Below are 19,689 nucleotides of genomic sequence, written 5' to 3'. Positions count from 1 at the left end.
CCTGGCGGCGTATCCGGCATTGTTTCATCACCGCAATCCTATTGGAAACAGTCATTTATCAGTCGGCGCGGGACTAACTCTGGTTTCCCGCCGAATACCTGTTGACAGAAATTGAATACCTCATATTCTGTTATAAGAACACATATAACATAATAGTGGAACAATTGGGAGCTCCAACTTGAAAACGATCACAGCGCTATTACTTGGAACGGCACTGACAGTCCTTCCGTCCAGCCTGTTTGCGCAGGAAAAAGGCGGCATCGTCAACGTCGCCACGATCGGGGAGCCGCCAACGCTCGACCCGATGTCGTCGACCGCTGATCTTGTCGGCATCGTCACGCAGCACATTTTCGAAACGCTCTACACATTCGACAAGAACTGGAAGGTCACTCCGCTTCTGGCCGAAAGCCTGCCGGAAATCAGCGCCGATGGCAAAACCTATACGATCAAGCTGCGCACCGGCATCAAGTTTCACGACAATACAGACATGACGTCCGACGATGTCGTCGCGTCCCTTCATCGCTGGGAAAAGATCGCGTCGCGCGGCAAGCAGGTAGCCGGTTTCATCACCTCTATCGAAGCCGTCGATCCTGCCACCGTTAAGATCACACTGACACAACCCTATGCGCCGCTGGCCTCGTTGCTCGCCTTCAACAATTCCGCCGCGATCATCATCCCGTCCGAAAAGCAGGATGATGTGATGAAGGACTTCATCGGCACCGGTCCCTATCTGCTGAAAGAGCGCAAGGCCGACCAGTATATCCAGCTCACCCGTTTTGATGGCTACACCTCGCGCGACGGCGAAAGCGATGGTTACGGCGGCGCCCGCCACCAGTATCTCGACGAAATCCGGTTCGTGCCGGTTCCTGATCCAAACACGCGCGTCGAAGCCGCGGTTTCCGGCCAATATGACTATGTCGATTCCATCCCGGTGGAATCCTTCGACAAGATCAAGGCCGCCGCCGCAACGCAGCCGATGATGCTGAAGCCGTTCGGTTATCCGGTCTTCGTCTTCAATACAGCTGAGGGCGTGAGCAAGAACGTCGCCGTGCGCAAGGCCATCCGCCAGGCGCTCAGCATGGAAGATATGATGGCGGCCGCTTTCGGTAGCCCGGATTTCTTCTCGCTGGACGGTGCGATCTATCCGGAGGCCTATTCCTGGCACACGGAAGCAGGCACCGACGGCGCCTATAATGTGGCCGACCCGGAAGGGGCAGCGGCCGCGCTGAAGGCCGCCGGTTACAATGGCGAGCCCCTGCGCATTCTCACCAGCCGCCAGTATGAGTTCCACTACAAGATGGCTCAGGTTGCTGCCGAATATTTGAAACTTGCCGGCTTCACCGTCGATATGCAGGTTGTCGATTGGGCGACGCTGACCCAGCGCCGTGCAGATCCGAAGCTGTGGGACATCTACATTACCCATAGCCCCTTTCTGCCAGAACCAGCGCTGATCGGTTCGCTCTCCACCAGCTCGCCGGGCTGGTGGGACACGCCAGCCCGCAAGGCGGCAGTGGATGCCTTTACGGCTGAAGTCGATCCCGGCAAGCGCGTTGCGCTCTTCGCCGACGTCCAGAAGGCCATCTATGACGATGTTGCCTTCATGAAGATCGGCAACTTCAATGCGGTCGCCGCCAAGTCGACCAAGCTCGATGGCGTCGATCCGGCTCCGTGGCCATACTTCTGGAATGCATCGATCGCGAAATGATCATCCGATAATCGAAGACACCGGCTCATCAGGGCCGGTGTCCGTTCCGGGCCTTCAGGGCTCCGGAGCATAAGGATCAGGCTTTCATGATACGGTATATTTTCCAGCGCCTCTTTGGCATGATCGTCGTGATGTTTCTCGTCGTCACGATCGTCTTCGTGATCGTGCGTGTCACACCCGGCGACCCGGCTGCAGTCATGCTCGGGCCGGACGCCACCGCCCAGGATATCGCCGACCTGCGCACCCAGCTCGGTCTCGACCGCTCGCTCGGCGTTCAATACCTCTACTACATGGGGCAGTTGCTAAGGGGTGATCTCGGCCAGTCGATCTTCCTCAACATGCCTGTGACGTCGGCACTGCTCGACCGGGCCGAACCGACCTTTTTCCTGACGCTGTTTTCGTTGCTGATCGCCAGCGCCATTGCCCTGCCGATCGGTATCTATGCGGCCTACCGGCGTGGCTCGATTTTCGATCAGGCTGCGACCGCGCTCGCAATGCTGGCCGCCAGCATCCCGAGCTTCTGGCTCGGCCTGATCATGATGCAGGTCTTTGCCGTCCGCTTCGATCTGTTTCCTGTGTCCGGCTATGGCGGGCCTGGATCGACCTTTGCGGATCGGATGTATCATCTGGCTTTGCCGGCGTTTGCACTCGGGATCGTCTCCTCGGCGCTTGTCTTGCGGTTTACACGTGCCTCGATACTCGATGTGCTCGGCGATGATTATATCCGCACCGCCCGGGCCAAGGGCCTGATCGAGCGCCGCGTCATCCTCAAGCACGCTCTGAAAAACGCGCTGATCCCGATCCTGACCGTGATCGGCCTGACGGCTGCGGTTTTGGTCTCTGGCGCTGTCGTCACCGAGACCGTTTTCGGCCTGCCGGGCGTCGGCAATCTGGTGGTATCCGCCGTGCTCCGGCGCGACTATCCAGTGATCCAGGGAGCATTGCTGGTCATCGCTGCGCTCTACGTCCTGATCAATTTTGCCATCGACATGCTCTATCTGCTGGTCGATCCGAGGGTGCGTTACTGATGACAGCAATCGTCTCCAAACCGGCGCTCAGCGAGCGCAACAAATTCATCCGGCGGCTCTTGAAACGCAAGACGGTGGCATTCGGGCTGATCGTTTTGACGATCTTCGTGCTCTTGGCCATCTTCGCGCCGCTGATCGCACCCTATTCGCCGTCGAAACTGTCAATCATCAACCGGTTGAAGCCGCCCAGCGGCACCTTCATCTTCGGCACGGATGAATTCGGCCGCGACGTGTTTTCGCGCACCATCTATTCGGCACGGCTGTCCTTGCTGGTCGGCGTTGCGGTGGTGACCCTATCGGCTGCGATCGGTGTGACGCTGGGGCTGGTCGCCGGGTTCTTCAAACAATTCGATGCGCCGATTGCCCGGTTGATCGACGCCATGATGGCCTTTCCTGACATTCTGCTCGCCATCGCGCTGGTGGCAGCCCTCGGGCCGTCGCTGACCACCGTCATTATCGCGCTCAGCATCGTTTATGCGCCGCGTCTGGCGCGTATCGTGCGCGCCTCTACGCTGGTGATCCGCGAACTACCCTACATCGAGGCGTCCCGTGCACTCGGCATTTCGACCCGGCATATCATGACCCGGCATGTGCTGCGCAACCTGTTGTCGCCAATCCTGGTGCAAGGCACGTTCCTGTTTGCAAGCGCCATGCTGGCGGAAGCGGGCCTCTCTTTCCTCGGCCTTGGCGTCAGCCCGGAAATCCCCACCTGGGGCACGATGATTTCCGCCGGCCGGCAATATATCGGCCAGGCCGACTGGATGACGCTGTTTCCGGGCTTTGCCATCATTCTCTCCGTGCTGTCGCTGCAGATGGTTGGCGACGGACTGCGTGATCTTCTCGATCCAAGACTTCGAAAGGACTTATGAATCATGTCTTTTGGATATGAGGCGAAGGGGCCCGTGCTTCTCGCCAACGTCAAACCCATGGCTTTCGGTGCCGGTGCACCCAACGGCATGATCGATATTCTCATCAATGCGGATGGCCGCATCGCCGAAACCGGTCCGTCGCTTGCTGTGTCTGCAGATGTCCAGCGCGTTGATGGCAAGGGGGCGTGGATTTCGCCCGGCTGGATCGATCTGCACGTCCACATCTGGCACGGCGGCACGGATATTTCGCTGCGCCCATCCGAATGCGGCGCCGAACGTGGCGTCACAACACTGGTCGATGCGGGCTCCGCCGGTGAAGCCAATTTTCATGGTTTCCGCGAATACATCATCGAGTCGTCGCGCGAGCGTATCAAGGCGTTCATCAATCTTGGTTCCATCGGCCTTGTTGCCTGCAATCGCGTGCCCGAACTCAGAAGCATCCAGGACATCAATCTCGACCGCATTCTGGAGGTCTATGCCGAAAACAGCGAACATATCGTCGGCATCAAGGTGCGGGCGAGCCATGTGATCACCGGTTCCTGGGGCGTGACACCGGTCAAGCTCGGCAAGAAGATCGCCAAGATCCTCAAGATACCAATGATGGTGCATGTCGGCGAACCGCCGGCGCTCTACGATGAAGTGCTCGAAATCCTCGGCCCTGGCGACATCGTCACCCATTGTTTCAACGGCAAGGCCGGCTCGAGCATCATGGAAGACGAGGATCTGTTCGACCTGGCCGAGCGATGCGCCGGCGACGGTATCCGGCTCGACATCGGCCATGGCGGCGCTTCCTTCTCGTTCAGGGTTGCGGAAGCGGCGATCAAGCGCGGCCTTCTGCCATTCTCGATCTCGACCGATCTGCATGATCATTCGATGAATTTTCCGGTCTGGGATCTGGCAACGACGATGTCGAAACTGCTGGTGGTCGGAATGCCGTTCGACAAGGTGGTGGAAGCCGTCACCCAGGCGCCGGCATCCGTCATCAAGCTGCCGATGGAAAATCGCCTCACGGTCGGCGAACGGGCCGATTTCACCATCTTCGATCTCGTCGATTCCGATATCGAGGCAACAGATTCGAACGGTGATGTCTCGGTGCTCACTCGTATTTTCGAGCCGCGCTATGCCGTCATCGGTGCCGAGGCGATCTCTGCCAGCCGCTACAATCCCCGCGCCCGCAAGCTGGTGCGCCACAGCCATGGCTATTCCTACCGGTAGCCGTGCCATTTCTTAAAGTCTTTGCAGGACACAGGAGTTCGCGTGAACAGTTCCCCAGCAACCGCCGACAGGACAGGCTCGCCCGCCGAGCGGCTGGCCTCGCTCGGCCTCACGTTGCCGCCGCCGCCGCCGCCGATCGCCAATTTTGTCACGCATGTACGCGAAGGCAATCTGATCTATCTCTCGGGCCAAGGGCCGCGCGAGGCGAACGGCTTCATGCATACCGGCAAAGTGGGCAATGGCGGCGTCAGTGTTGCCGATGCCTATGGCCACGCAAGGCTGACCGGCATCAATTTGCTGGCCGTGCTGCAGGACGCGCTGGGAGACCTCGCGCGGGTGCGGCGGGTGGTCAAGCTGCTGGGTATGGTCAATGCGGAACCCGATTTCGAGGATCATCCAAGCGTGATCAATGGTTGCTCCGACCTCTTCATCGAGATCTTTGCAGATGCCGGACATCATGCGCGCTCGGCCGTCGGCTTTGGGTCATTGCCGGGCAACATCACCGTCGAGATCGAAGCGATCATCGCCCTTCACGGCTAAGGAGCAACCCGGCATGTCAATGGCTGCGCCAGCCCATCAAGGTTTCGATCCGTTCCGCCGAAGCGCGGACATAGGAGGTGTAACGCGTCTCGTCGGAGAAAGCCTTCTGCTCAGGCAGGACAATGGAGATCGTGGCGACACACTGGCCTTCGCGGTCACAGATCGGCGAGGCAATGCAGGCAACGGCATAGTCGGATTCGCCAGCCTGAATGGAAAGCCGGACGTGCATGGCATCCGCCGCCGCGGCAGCCAAGGTTGCCGGATCCACATCGGCGCGGCCGGTGGGCGAAGAGCGGGCACAGCGCTTGAAAAGTTCGATGCGCTCATCATCGGGCAGGTGGCCGACCAGAAGGCGGCCAGACGCGGTCCAGTTCAATGGCACCCGGGTTCCCACCCGCGACGTGACTTGAAAATGACTTGGACCCGCCGCCATGGCCAGCACCAGCATATGATCGCCATCGCGGCCGCAGACCTGTACGGTTTCGCCGGCCTCACGGCACAGGTCATGCATCTCATGGGTGGAGACAGTCATGAAATCGAGCGATCGGGCATAGGCCAGGCCGTAGTGGTAAAGCCGAGCGCCGAGCCAGATCAAGCTGTCTGCATCCCGCGTCAGAAGGTTCTTTTCCACGAGATCGTCAATGATCACGTAGACAGTAGACAGCGGTGCCCCGATCGCCTTGGCGATGGCGTAAGCGCCGCACGGCGTCCCGGTCTCATAGAGGTAATCAAGCACCTGCAGGGCGCGATCGATGCCGCTAACGCGCGAGCGCTTTTCGCCTTTGGCGTTGTCCAGGACGGCGGTGGAAACGGGCTGGGTTTTGGTATCCAAGACAGAAGCTCACATTGCGATTTTGATACGCTATTACATTATTATGGCATAGTTGTCGACCGTTGGAAGACTGTGTCTTCCGATTGTGACAGCAAAATTTTCGGAGAAGACAATGCCCACTGAAGACATCCACACATCGCTTGGCCTGCGTCCGGTCATCAACGTTTCCGGCACGATGACCAGCCTTGGTGCCTCCATCGTGGTGCCGGAAGCTATTTCTGCGATGACATCGATCCTGCCGCAATTCGTCGAGATGAACGATCTGCAGCGCAAGGCAAGCGCTGTCATCGCGCGGCTGACCGGGGCGGAGGCAGGCTTCGTGACGGCGTCGTGCTCTTCGGGCATCAGTCTGGCCGTTGCTGGAACAATCACCGGCAATGATCTGCTGGCAATCGAGAAGCTACCGGATGTCAGCACAGAAAAGACAGAGATTCTGGTGCAGATGGGCCATGTCGTCAGCTATGGCGCGCCGGTCGATCAAGCTGTCCGGCTGGCAGGCGGCAAAACGGTGATGATCGGTCAGGCAACCTCATGCCACCGGTACCACATGGACAATGCGATCACCGAAAAGACGGCAGCGGCGCTCTATGTCGTCTCGCATCATGTCGTTCATTATGGCCTGTTGAGCCTCAAGGAATTCGCCGATATCGCCCACGCAAAGGGGGTGCCTGTCATCGTCGACGCCGCATCGGAATATGACTTGCGCGTTTTTCTCGAGCAGGGCGCCGATATCGTGCTCTATTCAGGCCACAAGTTCCTTGGTGGCCCGACATCCGGAATTGTGGCAGGCAAGAAGGAACCCGTTCGCAACGCCTTTCTCCAGAACATGGGGATCGGCCGGGGCATGAAGGTCGGCAAGGAGAGTGTCTTCGGCGTAATGGCGGCCCTCGACGCCTGGGAAACGCGCGATCACGACGGCATCCGCGCCCGCGAAACAAGCTATCTGCATCTGTGGCGCGACACGCTGGAAGGCCGTCCGGGTGTCCAGGCGCTGATCGAGCCTGATCCGACCAGCAACCCGCTTGACCGTATGCGCGTGATCATCTCGGCGCCGGACGCTCATATCACCGCCTGGGATCTTGCCGATGCGCTGGCGCGCGGCACGCCGCCGATCATCGTGCGCGATCATGAAGTCGAGCACCGCTATTTCTATCTCGACCCCTGCAACCTGCACCCTGGTCAAGAGACGATCGTTGCCAGCCGTCTTGCCGAGGAACTCGACAAGGCCAGGGCCTCGAACGAGATCATCGCCACGCCGCTGGAAAACCGCAGCAAGCACCGTTTCGACAGCGCCTTGCGCTGGCCGGATTGATCCGGCCGCTCTCGCTCTGAACGCAAAAAGGATCCCGCCATGGCCAGTTCACCCGCCCCAAAGATCGATCCCGCACGGCCCGTCCTGTCGGTGGAGAACCTGACGACATCGTTTATGGTCGACGGGGAGTGGAAACCGGTCGTGCGCGACGTCTCCTTCGCAGTCTCCCCGGGCGAAACGGTGGCGATCGTCGGTGAATCCGGCTCCGGCAAGAGCGTCACATCGCTGTCGATCATGCGGCTGCTGCAGGCCGATACCAGCCGTATCGAAGGCAGTGTCATGCTTGACGGGCGCGATATCCTGAAACTGCCGGAAACCGCGATGCGCAAGGTCCGTGGCAATGATGTCGCGATGATTTTCCAGGAGCCGATGACGAGCCTCAACCCGCTCTTCACCATCGGCGACCAGATCTCCGAGGCACTTCTCTGCCACTCGGCGATCAGCAAGCGCGATGCGAAGGCCGAAACCATCCGGCTTTTGGAGAAGGTGCGTATTCCCGCCGCTGCTTCCCGCTTTGACGAGTATCCGCACCGGTTTTCCGGCGGCATGCGCCAGCGCGTGATGATCGCCATGGCGCTTGCATCCCGGCCAAAGCTCCTGATTGCTGACGAGCCGACAACGGCGCTTGATGTCACCATCCAGGGGCAGATCCTCGACCTCATCAAGACCCTGCAGGAAGAGGAAGGCACCTCCGTTCTCTTCATCACGCATGATATGGGCGTCGTCGCCGAAATTGCCGACCGGACGGTGGTGATGTATCGCGGTGAACAGGTAGAAACCGGCCCGACAAGCGACATCTTCTTTCGTGCAAAGCATCCCTACACGCGGGCGCTCCTGTCCGCCGTCCCCGTTCTCGGCTCGATGAACGGCAAAGACCGGCCGCTGCGCTTTCCCATCGTCGATGCGGCAACCGGCGTGTCCGACGGTCCTGTCGAGACGGCCGATACGGTGGCTTCCGGCAAACGTCCGGTGCTGGAAGTGAGGAACCTCACCAAGCGTTTCGACATTCATTCCGGCCTGTTCGCCAGGGTGACCAGCCGTGTTCACGCCGTCGAAAACGTCTCCTTCGATCTGCACGCCGGCGAAACCCTGTCGTTGGTGGGCGAATCGGGCTGTGGAAAATCCACCACTGGCCGCGCCATCATGCGCCTCATCGAGCCGCAGGCCGGCTCCGTTCGGGTCGATGGTACGGACGTCCTGACGCTGGACAAGAACGGCATGCGCGCGATGCGCAAGACCGTCCAGATGATCTTCCAGGACCCCTTCGCGAGCCTCAATCCGCGGATGCGGATTGGCGCAGCGATTGCCGAGCCCTATCTCGAACACAAGATGGGAACAGACAAACAGGCGCGCGATCTGGTGGCCGATCTGCTGGTCAAGGTCGGGCTGACAGCTGACATGGCGTCGCGTTATCCGCACGAGTTTTCCGGGGGGCAGCGTCAGCGTATCTGCATCGCCCGCGCTCTGGCGCTCGATCCGAAGGTCATTGTTGCGGACGAAAGCGTCTCGGCTCTCGACGTCTCGATCAAGGCTCAGGTGATCAATCTGCTGCTCGACCTGCAGCAAAGCCTCAACCTCGCCTTCCTGTTCATTTCTCACGACATGGCCGTTGTCGAGCGCGTCAGCCATCGCGTCGCCGTCATGTATCTGGGTGAAATCGTCGAAATCGGCCCGCGCGCTTCAGTCTTCGGCAATCCGCAGCATGCCTATACGAAGAAACTGATCTCGGCGGTCCCGATCCCCAACCCGGACCGGCGCCGCGAAAAGGGTAAGATCAGCAATGAGGAAATCAAAAGCCCGCTGCGGCCGGCGGACTATCAGGTCGTGCCGATCGAGTATCGCGAAGTGTCGCCAGGCCATCTGGTGGCGAATACCTAATCTTCTCGAACGATAATGATGATGGCCGGGGAGCGATCGCACGCCCCCCGGCCATCATTGATATCATCGATCGCCCCCCGGCCGGCTGTTCATGCCTCGAAGCGAGCAATCTCGGTACCGGCCTGCAGGTAGCTGCCGGCTTCAGCCTTGATTCGGATCGTACCGGCGCGGGACGCCGTTACCTGGGTTTCCATCTTCATCGCTTCCATGACTGCGATCAGGTCGCCTGCCGCCACCTCCGCGCCGTCCTTCACCTTGAAGGCCTGCAAGGTACCGGAGATCGGGGCCGTGACACTCAGCACGTCCTCCACCGTGGCGGCAGTGGCCGTGCCGGCACCCGCGCTCGAAAGTCCACCGAGACCAGCGAGCAGTGAGGCGGGGATAGCGAGCTCGTGGCGCTTGCCGTCGATCTCCACATGGGTGCGGACCAGCGATGTATCCGCTGCCGGGGCGGGGCGGGCTTCCGCCTCAAGCCGGCTGGCAAAATCGGTCTCGATCCAGCGCGTATGGACCTTGAAGCCATTTTCGCCGGTGAAATCGTCCGTCTCTATCGCGGCGCGATGAAACGGCAGAACCGTGGCGATACCCTCGATCCTGAATTCCTTCAGGGCCCGCCGCGCCCGCTTCAACGCTTCCTCGCGGGTGGCGCCCGTGACAATCAACTTGGCCATCAGCGAATCGAAAGTGCCCGGTACCGTCGAGCCGGAAACGACGCCGCTGTCGAGGCGAATGCCAGGGCCTGAAGGTGCCTCGAATACCGTGATCGTGCCGGGGGTCGGCAGGAAGCCACGGCCTGGATCTTCGGCATTGATGCGGAACTCGATCGAGTGGCCCCTGGGTACCGGCGTTTCGGTGACGCGCAGCGGCAGGCCGTCGGCGATACGGAACTGTTCGATAACGAGGTCGATACCTGTCGTTTCTTCGGTCACCGGATGCTCGACCTGCAGGCGCGTGTTGACTTCGAGGAAGGAGATCGTGCCATCGACCCCCAGCAGGAACTCGACCGTGCCGGCACCGGAATAGCCGGCGGCGGCGCAGATCCTTTTCGCGGCGTCATGGATCGACTGGCGCTGGGCGTCACTGAGGAAGGGGGCAGGAGCCTCTTCGACGAGCTTCTGGTTGCGCCGCTGTAGCGAACAGTCACGCGTGCCGAGCACCAGGACGTTGCCATGCTTGTCGGCGATGACCTGCGCTTCGATATGGCGCGGACGGTCGAGAAATCGTTCGAGGAAGCATTCGCCACGCCCGAAGGCGGCCTTGGCCTCGCGCACGGCCGATTCGTAGAGTTCGGCGATCTCTTCCATTTTCCACGCGACCTTCAGTCCCCGCCCACCGCCGCCATGGGCAGCCTTGATCGCGACCGGCAGGCCGAATTCTTCTGCAAAGGCGATAACTTCCGCAGCCGTCCCGACCGGGCCGTCGCTGCCTGCAACCAACGGTGCACCGACGCTTTTGGCGATCCTGCGGGCCTCGACCTTATCGCCGAGCGCTTCGATGACGTGTGGATCGGGACCGATCCAGATCAGGCCGGCATCGATCACGGCGCGGGCAAATTCCGCCCGCTCGGAGAGGAAGCCATAGCCGGGATGAACCGCATCCGCACCGCAGCGCTTGGCGATGCCGATCAGTTTCTCGATGTCGAGATAGGTTTCTGCCGGCTGCGCGCCCGAAAGCCCATAGGCCTCGTCGGCGAGCTTGACGAACAGGGCGTCCATATCCGGATCGGCATAGACAGCAACGGATTGCAGGCCGTGGTCGCGGCAGGCGCGGATGATACGCACGGCGATTTCGCCGCGATTGGCGATCAGGACTTTTTGCATGAAGGTCTCCTCATTGTTTTCAGCGGCCCACGTCTGCGATTTCAGCCCTTCGACGGCTGGATATCGGCAAAGGTCGTGACTGGCCGGAAGCGTATGCGGGCATTGACCGGGATCTGCCCGGCCAGATCGAGATGGTATTCGGCCACTGTGCCGATGACGGGATAGCCGCCTGTCAGCGGATGGTCGGCGAGGAACAGCACCGGCTGGCCGCTATGCGGCACCTGGATTGCGCCAGTGGCGGTGCCTTCGCTCGGCAACTCCGCCTTGTCCTTGCGTTCAAGCGCGTGCTCACCAGCAAGGCGAATGCCGACGCGGTTTGATTGCGGCGTCACTGTCCAGAGCTGGTTGGACAGCGTCGCAAGCCCGGCCTGTGTAAACCAGTCGCTGCGTGGCCCCATGATCACATCGAGCGTAACGATCTCGCCAGAGGCAGGATGGGCGAAGGCCGGCGTTTCATCGAGCGAAACGGCCGACAGACCCTTGGTTTCGCCGTTGACCGCGAGCATTGCGCCCATGGTGACGGGATCGGGACCGACGACGGCGAGGGTGTCGGTGGATGTGCTGCCCAGCACCTGGCTGACGGCAAATCCGCCGCGCACGGCAAGATAGGTCCGCATACCGGCAGGCGCATGACCAAGCGTCACGACATCACCGGCTTCAAGCGCGGTCGAACGATAGGTCGTAGCGCTGACAGTGCGGCCGGACGCATCACGGATACTGACAGGGCAGGGGGCACCGGTGAGCGCGATGACCGCGCGGCCGGAGATCTCGAACGAGAAACCTCCGGGGATAATTTCCAGACATGCCATGCCCGTGGGGTTGCCGACCACGCGATTGGCGGCTTTTAGTGCTGCCTGATCAAGCGCACCGGAGGCGGAGACACCCTGGCCGGTTTGGCCGAAACGGCCGAGATCCTGAAACAGCGCCGGCATTGGAGCTGCAAGGACTTTCAGCGTCACAGAACCGGGGGCTTGATGCGTGGCCGGCACCTCCCGAATCTCGGGTCCTCGCTCGGTAACGGGCACAGTTTTCTTCGCCATGTCGAAGAAGCGCACGCGATAGCCCGGCTGGAAAAGGGCGGGTGGGTCTCGCGAAAGGTCCCACATCTTTTCCGGCGTCGTGCCGATGATCTGCCATCCGCCCGGACTTGCCTGGGGATAAACGCCGCTGAACGCGCCTGCCAGGGCAACAGAGCCGGCAGGGATCTTCGTGCGTGGGCTCTGGCGGCGCGGCACCTGAAGGTCCGGATCGCCGCCGACGAGGTAGCCGAATCCCGGTGCAAAGCCACAAAAGGCGACGGTAAATTCACTGTCGGTATGGCGGCGGATAACCTCTTCGACCGACAGGCCGGTCAGTCCCGCGACATCGGCCAGATCCTCGCCGTTATAAGTGACGGGGATTTCAACGAGTTTATCCGATGGCGCAATGCGGGCCGAGAGATCGCGGGTAACGATCTTGGCAGCCAGCGTTTCCGCTGTTAGCTTTTCCGGCCGGAAACCAATCATCAGCGTGCGGGCGGCAGGCACCATATCGGTGACGCCCTCGACGGGATCGGCTTCAAGCGACGCAAACAGCGCCAGCGTCTCATCGAGATCGGCGAGTTCGACGGTAAGGGTCGTCAGGCTGACGGGCAGAAATCGCATCGGAACCTCAGGCGTGGTATGCTGAATCGGGAATGTCGGTGATGAACATGTGCCCCGGCGCATGGGTAATGGCAAACGGGACGCCCGACGCCATGACGGCGGCCTGGGGCGTGACGCCACAGGCCCAGAACACCGGCACTTCGCCGGGCTCGATGCGAACGGCATCGCCGAACTCCGGCTTGGACAGATCCTCAATGCCAATCTCCTGCGGGGCTCCGACATGGACCGGAGCGCCGTGCACGGCCGGGAAACGGCCAGAGATCGTCGCAGCGTCGGCGACGCGTGAGGCGGGGATCGGCCGCATGGAAACGACCATATTGCCATGCAGGCGCCCGGCCGGACGGCACGGCGTATTGGTCAGATACATCGGCACATTGGACTTGTCGGTGATGTGGCGGATCTCGATGCCGGCTTCGGCCATCGGCGTTTCGAAGGTGAAGCTGCAGCCGATCAGGAAGCTGACGAGATCGGAGTGCTCGGCCCAGGCAGCGGTTGCATCCGCCGTCTCTTCGGAAAGCTTGCCATCGCGCCAGATGCGATAGAGCGGTAAGTCCTTGCGCAGGTCGGCACCCGGGGCGAGCATGGTCGCGTGCGAGCCCGGATCCGACACGTCAAGAACCGGGCAGGCCTTGGGGTTGCGCTGTGCGTAGAGCAGGAAATCGAAGGCCCAGTCGCGCGGCAAGACGATCATGTTGGCCTGAGTAAAACCCGGTGCGACGCCGGACGTCGGCTCGATACTGCCGGCACGATACCGTTCGCGGGCGATGCGGGCCGGTTCAGCGTTGACGTGGCGAAGATGGTCTATTGCGATCATGGTCTCTCTCCCGAAAACGTTGATCAAGCAGACAGGAACGAACGGATGGTAATGCCGTCCGCCTCGAAGGCGCGGCGGATTTCCTGGGCAATTGCGACAGCACCCGGGCTATCGCCATGCACGCAGATCGACTGGGCATCGATCTTGATGGTGGATCCGTCGATCGCCTCAAGCGTGCCTTCGCGGGCAAGCTGCAGCATACGGCGGGCGATCAGCTGGGTGTCGTGCAGGACGGCACCCGGGTCGCGGCGCGAGACCAACTGGCCATCCGGCGTATAGGCGCGGTCGGCAAAGGCTTCGGCGACAACCTTGAGGCCTGATTTACGGGCCAGTTCGAGGATCGGCGCATTGGCAAGCCCCATCAGCGTCAACGCGGGATCGATGGCCTTGATGCCGTCGATCACCGCCTGGCCCTGTTTCGGATCATTGGCGATGCGGTTGTACAGTGCACCGTGCGGCTTGACGTAGCCGACGGTCACGCCTGCCGCCGCCGCAATGCCTTTCAGCGCCCCGATCTGGTAGATGACGTCGGCGATAAGTTCGCCACTCGTCACATCCATGTCGCGCCGGCCAAAGCCGACGCGATCTGGATAGGAGACATGTGCCCCGATCGAAACACCCTTCTCGGCTGCCGCCTTGACGGTCTTCCAGATACCGGCGGGGTCGCCGGCGTGGAAGCCGCAGGCCACATTGGCGCTCGAGACGATGGCAAGCATCGTCTCGTCGTCGCCCATGCGCCATGCGCCATAGCTTTCGCCGAGATCGCTGTTCAGATCGATAGCAGTCATGTCAGGCTCCTTAGACGGCTGTCAACAGGGCGAAAATCGGGCCGATCGACTTGTAGCCCATATACCAGGTGAGCGCGCAAGCCAGCACGCCCAGCACCAGCAGCCAGCGCGGATAGCGATAGCCGGCCATGAGATCGGAACGCGCCCAGGCCGCGTAGATGAAGATCGAAAGGCCGATCGGTAGAATGAGGCCGTTCAGTCCGCCAACGAAGATCAGCATCTGTGCCGGTGGCGTCGTGATGACCACAAAGAAGAACAGCGAAACGGCGATGAAGATGACCGTCGCGATGTTGCGGGCGCGTTCGCTGATGTCCTTCTTGAAGACGGTGATGAAGGACACCGATGTATAGGCGGCGCCGATCACCGAAGTAATGGCGGCAAACCACAGGACGGCACCGAAGATGCGGTAGCCGACATCGCCTGCAGCGGCCTGGAAGGCCTGGGCGGCTGGGTTGGCGCCCTTGCCGGAAACATCGATGACCACGCCACTCGCGACCACGCCGAGAATGGCAAGGAACAGCACATAGCGCATCAGGCCGGTGACGGCGATGCCGGTCAGCGCTGCACGGTTGACAGCGCCGAGGTTCTCGATGCCGACGGTGCCCTTGTCGAGCAGACGGTGCGCACCGGAATAGGTGATGTAGCCGCCGACGGTGCCGCCAACGATGGTGGTGATCGTGGCAAAATCGATGGTGGACGGCAGGAAGGTCTGGAACAGCGCATCGCCGACCGGTGGGGCGGAGACGATCGCAACATACAGCGTCAGAAGGATCATCAGCACGCCGGCCACTACGATCAGCCGGTCAATGGCAACGCCGGCGCGCTTCGAACTGAAGATGCCGATGGCGATCAGGGCGCTGATTGCGCCGCCCCATTTCGGATCGAGACCGAGCATGGCGTTGAGGCCAAGGCCCGCGCCGCCGATATTGCCGATATTGAAGAACAGGCCACCGACGATGACGAGAACGGCCAAAAGGTAACCGGTGCCTGGAATGGCCGCGTTGGCAATGTCGGATGCGCGCATTTTGGTGAGCGTCACGATCCGCCAGATGTTTAGCTGGACGACGAAATCGATGAGAATGGAGGCGAGAATGGCGAAGGCGAAGGCCGACCCAAGCTTGCTTGTGAAAGTGGCGGTTTGTGTGATGAAGCCCGGGCCGATGGCCGAGGTTGCCATCAGGAAGATCGCGGCAATCAGCGCCGCACGGCGCGACTTGACCGACATTCCTCCCGGGTTACCGTTCCCGGCCGGTTTAATCTGCTGTTCCATGTCACCCTCTTTTCTGTTCCCAATTGCCTTGGGCTGAATTGATTATCAACCGGCTTAAAGTCGCCGTGTTTCACAATTCTGTCAACATTGTTCAACGATTTTATTCTATCGTTCTACTAAATTGTTCAAATGTTGGGCAATTTGACACTTCTACGGGCACAGAATCGCCATGTTGCCGACATTTTCTGTTGGACATTAAGGCGGCCGTTGCGTCTCCGACGTTCCGCTCACGCGCACCAAGGTGGTCCGTAATGTTGCTTTATGTCCGTGTCATGCGCCCGGTTTGCGAACGATGTTTGATAACGTTATGGTTTGCCTGCCACATTGTCTGTCTCTCGGTTCCCAAGGTCAGCGAACCGGTATATCGATGCGCACAGGACGCGGGTGGTTCATTCGCCTCCATGCATGAGGGGCTTTGATGGCTGAGCAGGATACCACATCGGCGCTGGCGCCACGACTGGCGGACGAGATACGCGACAAACTGATCGCGGGCGAACTGAAACCCGGTCAGCGATTGTCGGAGGCGGCGCTCAGCGACGGCCTGGACGTATCGCGCAATTCGCTGCGCGAAGCGTTTCGGCTTCTGACCAAGGAAGGCCTTTTGCGGCATGAGCCCAACCGCGGCGTCTTCGTCGCAACGCCCAGCATGTCGTCGATCATGGATATCTACCGGGTGCGTCGCATGCTCGAATGCCAGGCTGTTGCCAAGGCCTATCCCAATCATCCGGCAGTTGCCCGCATGCGCGCGGCCGTCACGCGCGCCAAGGTCGCACGTGACGCCAAGGCCTGGGGTACGGTTGGCAGCGAGAACATGATGTTTCATGCCGCTATCGTCGATCTTGCCGACAGCCAGCGGCTGAATGCTTTCTACGCTCAAATCGCCGCCGAACTGCGGCTGAGTTTTGGCTTGCTCGACGACCCGGAATTGTTGCACGCGCCTTATGTCGACCTGAATGCCGCGATCCTTGAAAAACTCGAAGCGGGGATGAACGCTGAGGCTGCTGCGGCTCTGGAAGCCTATCTCGCCCAGTCCGAGCGGACCGTCCTTGCCGCCTTCTCGCGCATCGATCCGGCGAACGGTGCAAAATAGCCGGCACGTCCCGTGCTTTCAGGGCTCGATGCTGAAGACTGCCCGTCACTTAAAGACGCCAGCGATCGCTCCTGCAGCGGCCGCCGGTGGAGAGCTGGCTTATCAGTGGTTTGCCAAGATCGGTTATCCCAAACGGTTCAAGGCCGACATGCTTCAAAGGCTGATGGGAGGAAGGCGCTGTCGAAGGCACGTGCACCGAAGGCAGACTGTCAAAGCGCCATGGATTGTCGATGCGGCTCCTGAACGAGGCTGCCGGAGCGGAAGAGATATCCAGCATGTTGCAATCTACGGCTCGCTCGAGCGCTGAGCGGTGCGACACTGGCAGGGCAGGCCGGTTGGCCAAAGCCCTGTCCTGTCGTCTTGGTTTCAGGGGCCTATCAAAATGGGTTGCATATGGAGATAGCGCGCGACCTTGCGCTTGGATTGAATGTCGCTCCAGACTGCCTCGACCTGAGCGGCTGAAAGTGACGTGGCCGCGCCGATCTCTGCCGCAGCAATGCCGTTTTCCAGGCCGTAGAGGCAGATATCCATCTTGGCATAGGGCAGCGCGAAGTAGAATTCCTCCTGCGTCTGGGCCAGCGAATAGGTGTCCGTGGTCGGTGGACGCGCGCGCACCTCGCCAGGCACGCCCAGATAGGCGGCAAGCTGGTAGACCTGCGATTTGTAGAGATGGGCAATCGGCTTGATGTCAGCGGCGCCATCGCCGTTTTTCACGAAGAAGCCTTGGTCATATTCAAGCCGGTTCGGCGTGCCGATCACCGCAAAGTTAAGCCGGTCGGCGTGATAGTATTCGAGCTGTTTGCGCGTGCGCTGCTTCATGTTGGTCGCAGCAACGATGCCGAGATAGACATGTGCCGGCAGACGGAGCTTGATCGTTTCGCCTTGCGGCGATTGGACGACCAGTGACGAAATATTGTAACCGCCCGTCGTCAGCGCGTTGTCGAAGACGATCTTGGATGCCCATCCGGGACCGTACTCGGGTACGACCTCGCGAATACAACCATCGCGCCGCGCGTAGCAGCCCATCGCGGCCAGGGACGGCCCGATATCTTCGACAACGCTCTCCAGGGCAAAGGTCTCGGCCACGCTCCTGCCCAGCCTCAGACTATCGGGATCGGAATCGTTTTCCGGCATGAACAGGCCGAAGACATTTTTCGGGCCAAGCGCACGTACAGCCAGAGCCGCGCAGACACTTGAATCGATCCCGCCGGATATTCCAAGCACCAGCCCGCGCTTGCGCAGGTCACCGCGCAGCTTTTCGCGGATCCCCTTGACGATGCGGTCGGTCTCAGTGGCGGCGTCGAGTTCAAGTGCAGTGACAGAAAAGGGAATGGTCACGGGGCTGATCCTGTTTGTTCGGACATCTCGGCAGCAAGTCTCGCGCTGAGCTTGCCAGTATCGGTTTTTGGAAGCGAGGCGTGGAATTCAACGGATTTCGGCACCATGAAGTCTTCAAGATGCCGCGCGCAGTGGCGGATAACGTCACGCTCTGTCAGGGCCGGATCGGTGGACACAACGAGCGCCTTGATGGCTTGACCCAGAATGGGGTCTGCGACGCCGAAGACGATGGCTTCGGCTATGCCGGGCAAACGGTGAAGAGCGGCTTCGACCTCTTTCGGCGCGACCTTTTCGCCGCGTGATTTGATAATGTCATCCTTGCGTCCAATAAAGGTGAGGAAGCCGTCAGCGTCGGCTTGAAACAGGTCGCCAGTATGGAGACGCAGTTCTCCTGTTTTCGGGTCCGGCCGCAAGACACGGCTCGTCGCCTGCGGGTTCTCCCAGTAACCGCGCATCAGATGCGGCCCGTAGACGACAAGCTCGCCCGTCACTCCGGGGCCGGCGTTGTCTCCGTCGTCATTGGCGACTGCGACCCGCGTGCCCGGGATGGCGATTCCGACAGAGCCGGGATGGCGGTCAAGTTCGTCTGGCGGCAGCCAGGTGGCGCGGGTGCACTCGGTCTGCCCATACATGGAATAAAACCGAGCGTGCGGCAACAATTCCCGAAGTCGCGCGAGATGGGTGACAGGCAAGGCCGCCGCGGCATTGGTCAGATAACGCAGACTGCTAAAAAGTGCTGGGTCAAGGTCATGCATCTGGAGCATCATGGCAACCATCGACGGCACCAGAGGGAAACCGGTGACCTTCTCGTCGCGGATGCGTTCGAAGATGGCGTAGGGAAAGGCGAAGGATTTTTCGATCACCAGCGTTGCACCGAGGCGCACGCTCATCAGCAACTGATAGAGCCCGTAGCCGAAAGCCATCGGCAGTACGGTGAGAATGATGTCTCCGGCCCTGCCATCCAGATAGGATATGATGGAACCGGCGGCAGCATCCATGCTGCGATGTGTCATCATCACGCCCTTTGGCTCCCCGGTCGAACCGGATGTGTAAATTATCATCGCCAGGTCATCAGCGGTTTGGCTAGCCGGAGCAACAGGCCCTGTATCGACCGCAAGCAACGTATTGAAATCCAGCACGCCCGGTGTTGGAACATAGGGTGGCGTCAGGGTGATTTTCGGCGATACAGCCATCCCCGCGACCGCTTCCGTTAAAACGCTCGCGAGCTTGCCTTGAGCGAGTACCGCGACAGGGCGGCAATTTCCGATGATGAACGCAAGGCGTCCAGACTTGGTCGAGGCATTGATCGGGCACAGTACGCCGCCGGCTTTCCACACCGCGAAGATCGAAACAGCTGCTTCCAGGCTGTTTTCCATGAAGACCAGCACCCGGTCGCCCTGCTTGACGCCGTCTTTCTGCAGGGATGCAGCAAGCCGATCGGAGAGACTGGAAAGTTCGCCATAGCTGACGCGCTTGCCCCCGGCAACAAGCGCGATCTTGCCGCCGTTCGTGACGCTGCTGTTGCGAAGATAGTCATCGATCCGCAT

General features: G+C 60.7%; 16 protein-coding genes. 8 read left to right on the top strand and 8 right to left on the bottom strand.

Annotated features, from left to right (window positions below; translation table 11 throughout):
* Window positions 1-178: 178 nt before the first annotated feature.
* The 5 genes from ACP7E0_RS08760 to ACP7E0_RS08740 all read left to right on the top strand — a co-directional run bounded on the left by ACP7E0_RS08760 (window position 179) and on the right by ACP7E0_RS08740 (window position 5,357).
* On the top strand, window positions 179-1,705 hold the full coding sequence (locus ACP7E0_RS08760) for an ABC transporter substrate-binding protein (RefSeq protein ID WP_426124319.1): 1,527 nt from the start codon (window positions 179-181) through the stop codon (window positions 1,703-1,705).
* Window positions 1,706-1,791: 86 nt separating this feature from the next.
* Window positions 1,792-2,733, top strand: coding sequence for an ABC transporter permease (locus tag ACP7E0_RS08755; RefSeq protein ID WP_426124317.1), 942 nt, complete (start codon window positions 1,792-1,794; stop codon window positions 2,731-2,733).
* Window positions 2,733-3,602, top strand: a complete 870-nt coding sequence (locus tag ACP7E0_RS08750; protein WP_426124316.1) for an ABC transporter permease — start codon at window positions 2,733-2,735, stop codon at window positions 3,600-3,602. Before ACP7E0_RS08755 ends, ACP7E0_RS08750 begins: the two co-directional genes overlap by 1 nt.
* Window positions 3,603-3,605: 3 nt before the next feature.
* Window positions 3,606-4,817, top strand: a complete 1,212-nt coding sequence (locus ACP7E0_RS08745) for an amidohydrolase/deacetylase family metallohydrolase (RefSeq protein WP_426124314.1) — start codon at window positions 3,606-3,608, stop codon at window positions 4,815-4,817.
* 42 nt (window positions 4,818-4,859) lie between these two features.
* Window positions 4,860-5,357 carry a RidA family protein gene (locus ACP7E0_RS08740; protein ID WP_426124312.1) on the top strand — a complete coding sequence of 166 codons (498 nt, stop codon included), beginning with the start codon at window positions 4,860-4,862 and terminating at the stop codon, window positions 5,355-5,357.
* 16 nt (window positions 5,358-5,373) lie between these two features.
* On the opposite strand, the gene ACP7E0_RS08735 is transcribed toward ACP7E0_RS08740, so the two are convergent.
* Complete coding sequence (locus ACP7E0_RS08735; protein WP_426124311.1) at window positions 5,374-6,189, bottom strand: IclR family transcriptional regulator; 816 nt, start codon at window positions 6,187-6,189, stop codon at window positions 5,374-5,376.
* A 112-nt stretch (window positions 6,190-6,301) separates the two neighbouring features.
* On the opposite strand from ACP7E0_RS08735, the gene ACP7E0_RS08730 reads away from it, so the two are divergent.
* Together ACP7E0_RS08730 and ACP7E0_RS08725 are read left to right on the top strand one after the other, a co-directional pair.
* Window positions 6,302-7,501: an aminotransferase class V-fold PLP-dependent enzyme gene (locus tag ACP7E0_RS08730; RefSeq protein ID WP_426124310.1), complete on the top strand. Its 1,200-nt coding sequence runs from the start codon at window positions 6,302-6,304 to the stop codon at window positions 7,499-7,501.
* Between the two features lie 39 nt (window positions 7,502-7,540).
* Window positions 7,541-9,379, top strand: a complete 1,839-nt coding sequence (locus tag ACP7E0_RS08725) for a dipeptide ABC transporter ATP-binding protein (RefSeq protein WP_426124309.1) — start codon at window positions 7,541-7,543, stop codon at window positions 9,377-9,379.
* An 89-nt stretch (window positions 9,380-9,468) separates the two neighbouring features.
* On the opposite strand, the gene ACP7E0_RS08720 is transcribed toward ACP7E0_RS08725, so the two are convergent.
* From ACP7E0_RS08720 to ACP7E0_RS08700, 5 genes are read right to left on the bottom strand one after another with little or no spacing between them, the layout of a single operon-like run.
* Complete coding sequence (locus tag ACP7E0_RS08720) at window positions 9,469-11,199, bottom strand: acetyl/propionyl/methylcrotonyl-CoA carboxylase subunit alpha (protein ID WP_426124307.1); 1,731 nt, start codon at window positions 11,197-11,199, stop codon at window positions 9,469-9,471.
* 41 nt (window positions 11,200-11,240) lie between these two features.
* Complete coding sequence (locus tag ACP7E0_RS08715; protein ID WP_426124306.1) at window positions 11,241-12,842, bottom strand: 5-oxoprolinase/urea amidolyase family protein; 1,602 nt, start codon at window positions 12,840-12,842, stop codon at window positions 11,241-11,243.
* A gap of 7 nt (window positions 12,843-12,849) precedes the next feature.
* Window positions 12,850-13,656 carry a putative hydro-lyase gene (locus ACP7E0_RS08710; protein WP_426124305.1) on the bottom strand — a complete coding sequence of 269 codons (807 nt, stop codon included), beginning with the start codon at window positions 13,654-13,656 and terminating at the stop codon, window positions 12,850-12,852.
* Window positions 13,657-13,679: 23 nt separating this feature from the next.
* Complete coding sequence (locus ACP7E0_RS08705; RefSeq protein ID WP_426124304.1) at window positions 13,680-14,444, bottom strand: LamB/YcsF family protein; 765 nt, start codon at window positions 14,442-14,444, stop codon at window positions 13,680-13,682.
* Between the two features lie 10 nt (window positions 14,445-14,454).
* On the bottom strand, window positions 14,455-15,714 hold the full coding sequence (locus ACP7E0_RS08700) for an NRAMP family divalent metal transporter (RefSeq protein ID WP_426124303.1): 1,260 nt from the start codon (window positions 15,712-15,714) through the stop codon (window positions 14,455-14,457).
* 418 nt (window positions 15,715-16,132) lie between these two features.
* Between ACP7E0_RS08700 and ACP7E0_RS08695 the strand changes: the two genes are divergently transcribed.
* Window positions 16,133-16,804, top strand: a complete 672-nt coding sequence (locus ACP7E0_RS08695) for a GntR family transcriptional regulator (RefSeq protein ID WP_426124302.1) — start codon at window positions 16,133-16,135, stop codon at window positions 16,802-16,804.
* A gap of 366 nt (window positions 16,805-17,170) precedes the next feature.
* Here ACP7E0_RS08695 and nadE read toward each other — a convergent pair whose 3' ends face one another.
* Window positions 17,171-18,151: an NAD(+) synthase gene (nadE, locus tag ACP7E0_RS08690; protein WP_426124537.1), complete on the bottom strand. Its 981-nt coding sequence runs from the start codon at window positions 18,149-18,151 to the stop codon at window positions 17,171-17,173.
* Complete coding sequence (locus ACP7E0_RS08685; RefSeq protein WP_426124301.1) at window positions 18,139-19,689, bottom strand: class I adenylate-forming enzyme family protein; 1,551 nt, start codon at window positions 19,687-19,689, stop codon at window positions 18,139-18,141. Before ACP7E0_RS08685 ends, nadE begins: the two co-directional genes overlap by 13 nt.

It is taken from the genome of Pararhizobium sp. PWRC1-1 (assembly GCF_049897905.1).
In the GTDB taxonomy this organism is placed as follows: Bacteria; Pseudomonadota; Alphaproteobacteria; order Rhizobiales; family Rhizobiaceae; genus Pararhizobium.
Note: the sequence above shows the minus strand (reverse complement) of the source record. Positions and strands in the feature narration are given on the sequence as shown.

Coding starts and splice junctions, on each gene's coding strand:
- ACP7E0_RS08755 (WP_426124317.1), top strand. CDS start 1,792: ATGATACGGTATATTTTCCAGCGCCTCTTTGGCATGATCGTCGTGATG.
- ACP7E0_RS08685 (WP_426124301.1), bottom strand. CDS start 19,689: ATGCGGATCGATGACTATCTTCGCAACAGCAGCGTCACGAACGGCGGC.
- ACP7E0_RS08710 (WP_426124305.1), bottom strand. CDS start 13,656: ATGATCGCAATAGACCATCTTCGCCACGTCAACGCTGAACCGGCCCGC.
- ACP7E0_RS08700 (WP_426124303.1), bottom strand. CDS start 15,714: ATGGAACAGCAGATTAAACCGGCCGGGAACGGTAACCCGGGAGGAATG.
- ACP7E0_RS08745 (WP_426124314.1), top strand. CDS start 3,606: ATGTCTTTTGGATATGAGGCGAAGGGGCCCGTGCTTCTCGCCAACGTC.
- ACP7E0_RS08695 (WP_426124302.1), top strand. CDS start 16,133: ATGGCTGAGCAGGATACCACATCGGCGCTGGCGCCACGACTGGCGGAC.
- ACP7E0_RS08705 (WP_426124304.1), bottom strand. CDS start 14,444: ATGACTGCTATCGATCTGAACAGCGATCTCGGCGAAAGCTATGGCGCA.
- ACP7E0_RS08725 (WP_426124309.1), top strand. CDS start 7,541: ATGGCCAGTTCACCCGCCCCAAAGATCGATCCCGCACGGCCCGTCCTG.
- ACP7E0_RS08715 (WP_426124306.1), bottom strand. CDS start 12,842: ATGCGATTTCTGCCCGTCAGCCTGACGACCCTTACCGTCGAACTCGCC.
- ACP7E0_RS08720 (WP_426124307.1), bottom strand. CDS start 11,199: ATGCAAAAAGTCCTGATCGCCAATCGCGGCGAAATCGCCGTGCGTATC.
- ACP7E0_RS08750 (WP_426124316.1), top strand. CDS start 2,733: ATGACAGCAATCGTCTCCAAACCGGCGCTCAGCGAGCGCAACAAATTC.
- ACP7E0_RS08730 (WP_426124310.1), top strand. CDS start 6,302: ATGCCCACTGAAGACATCCACACATCGCTTGGCCTGCGTCCGGTCATC.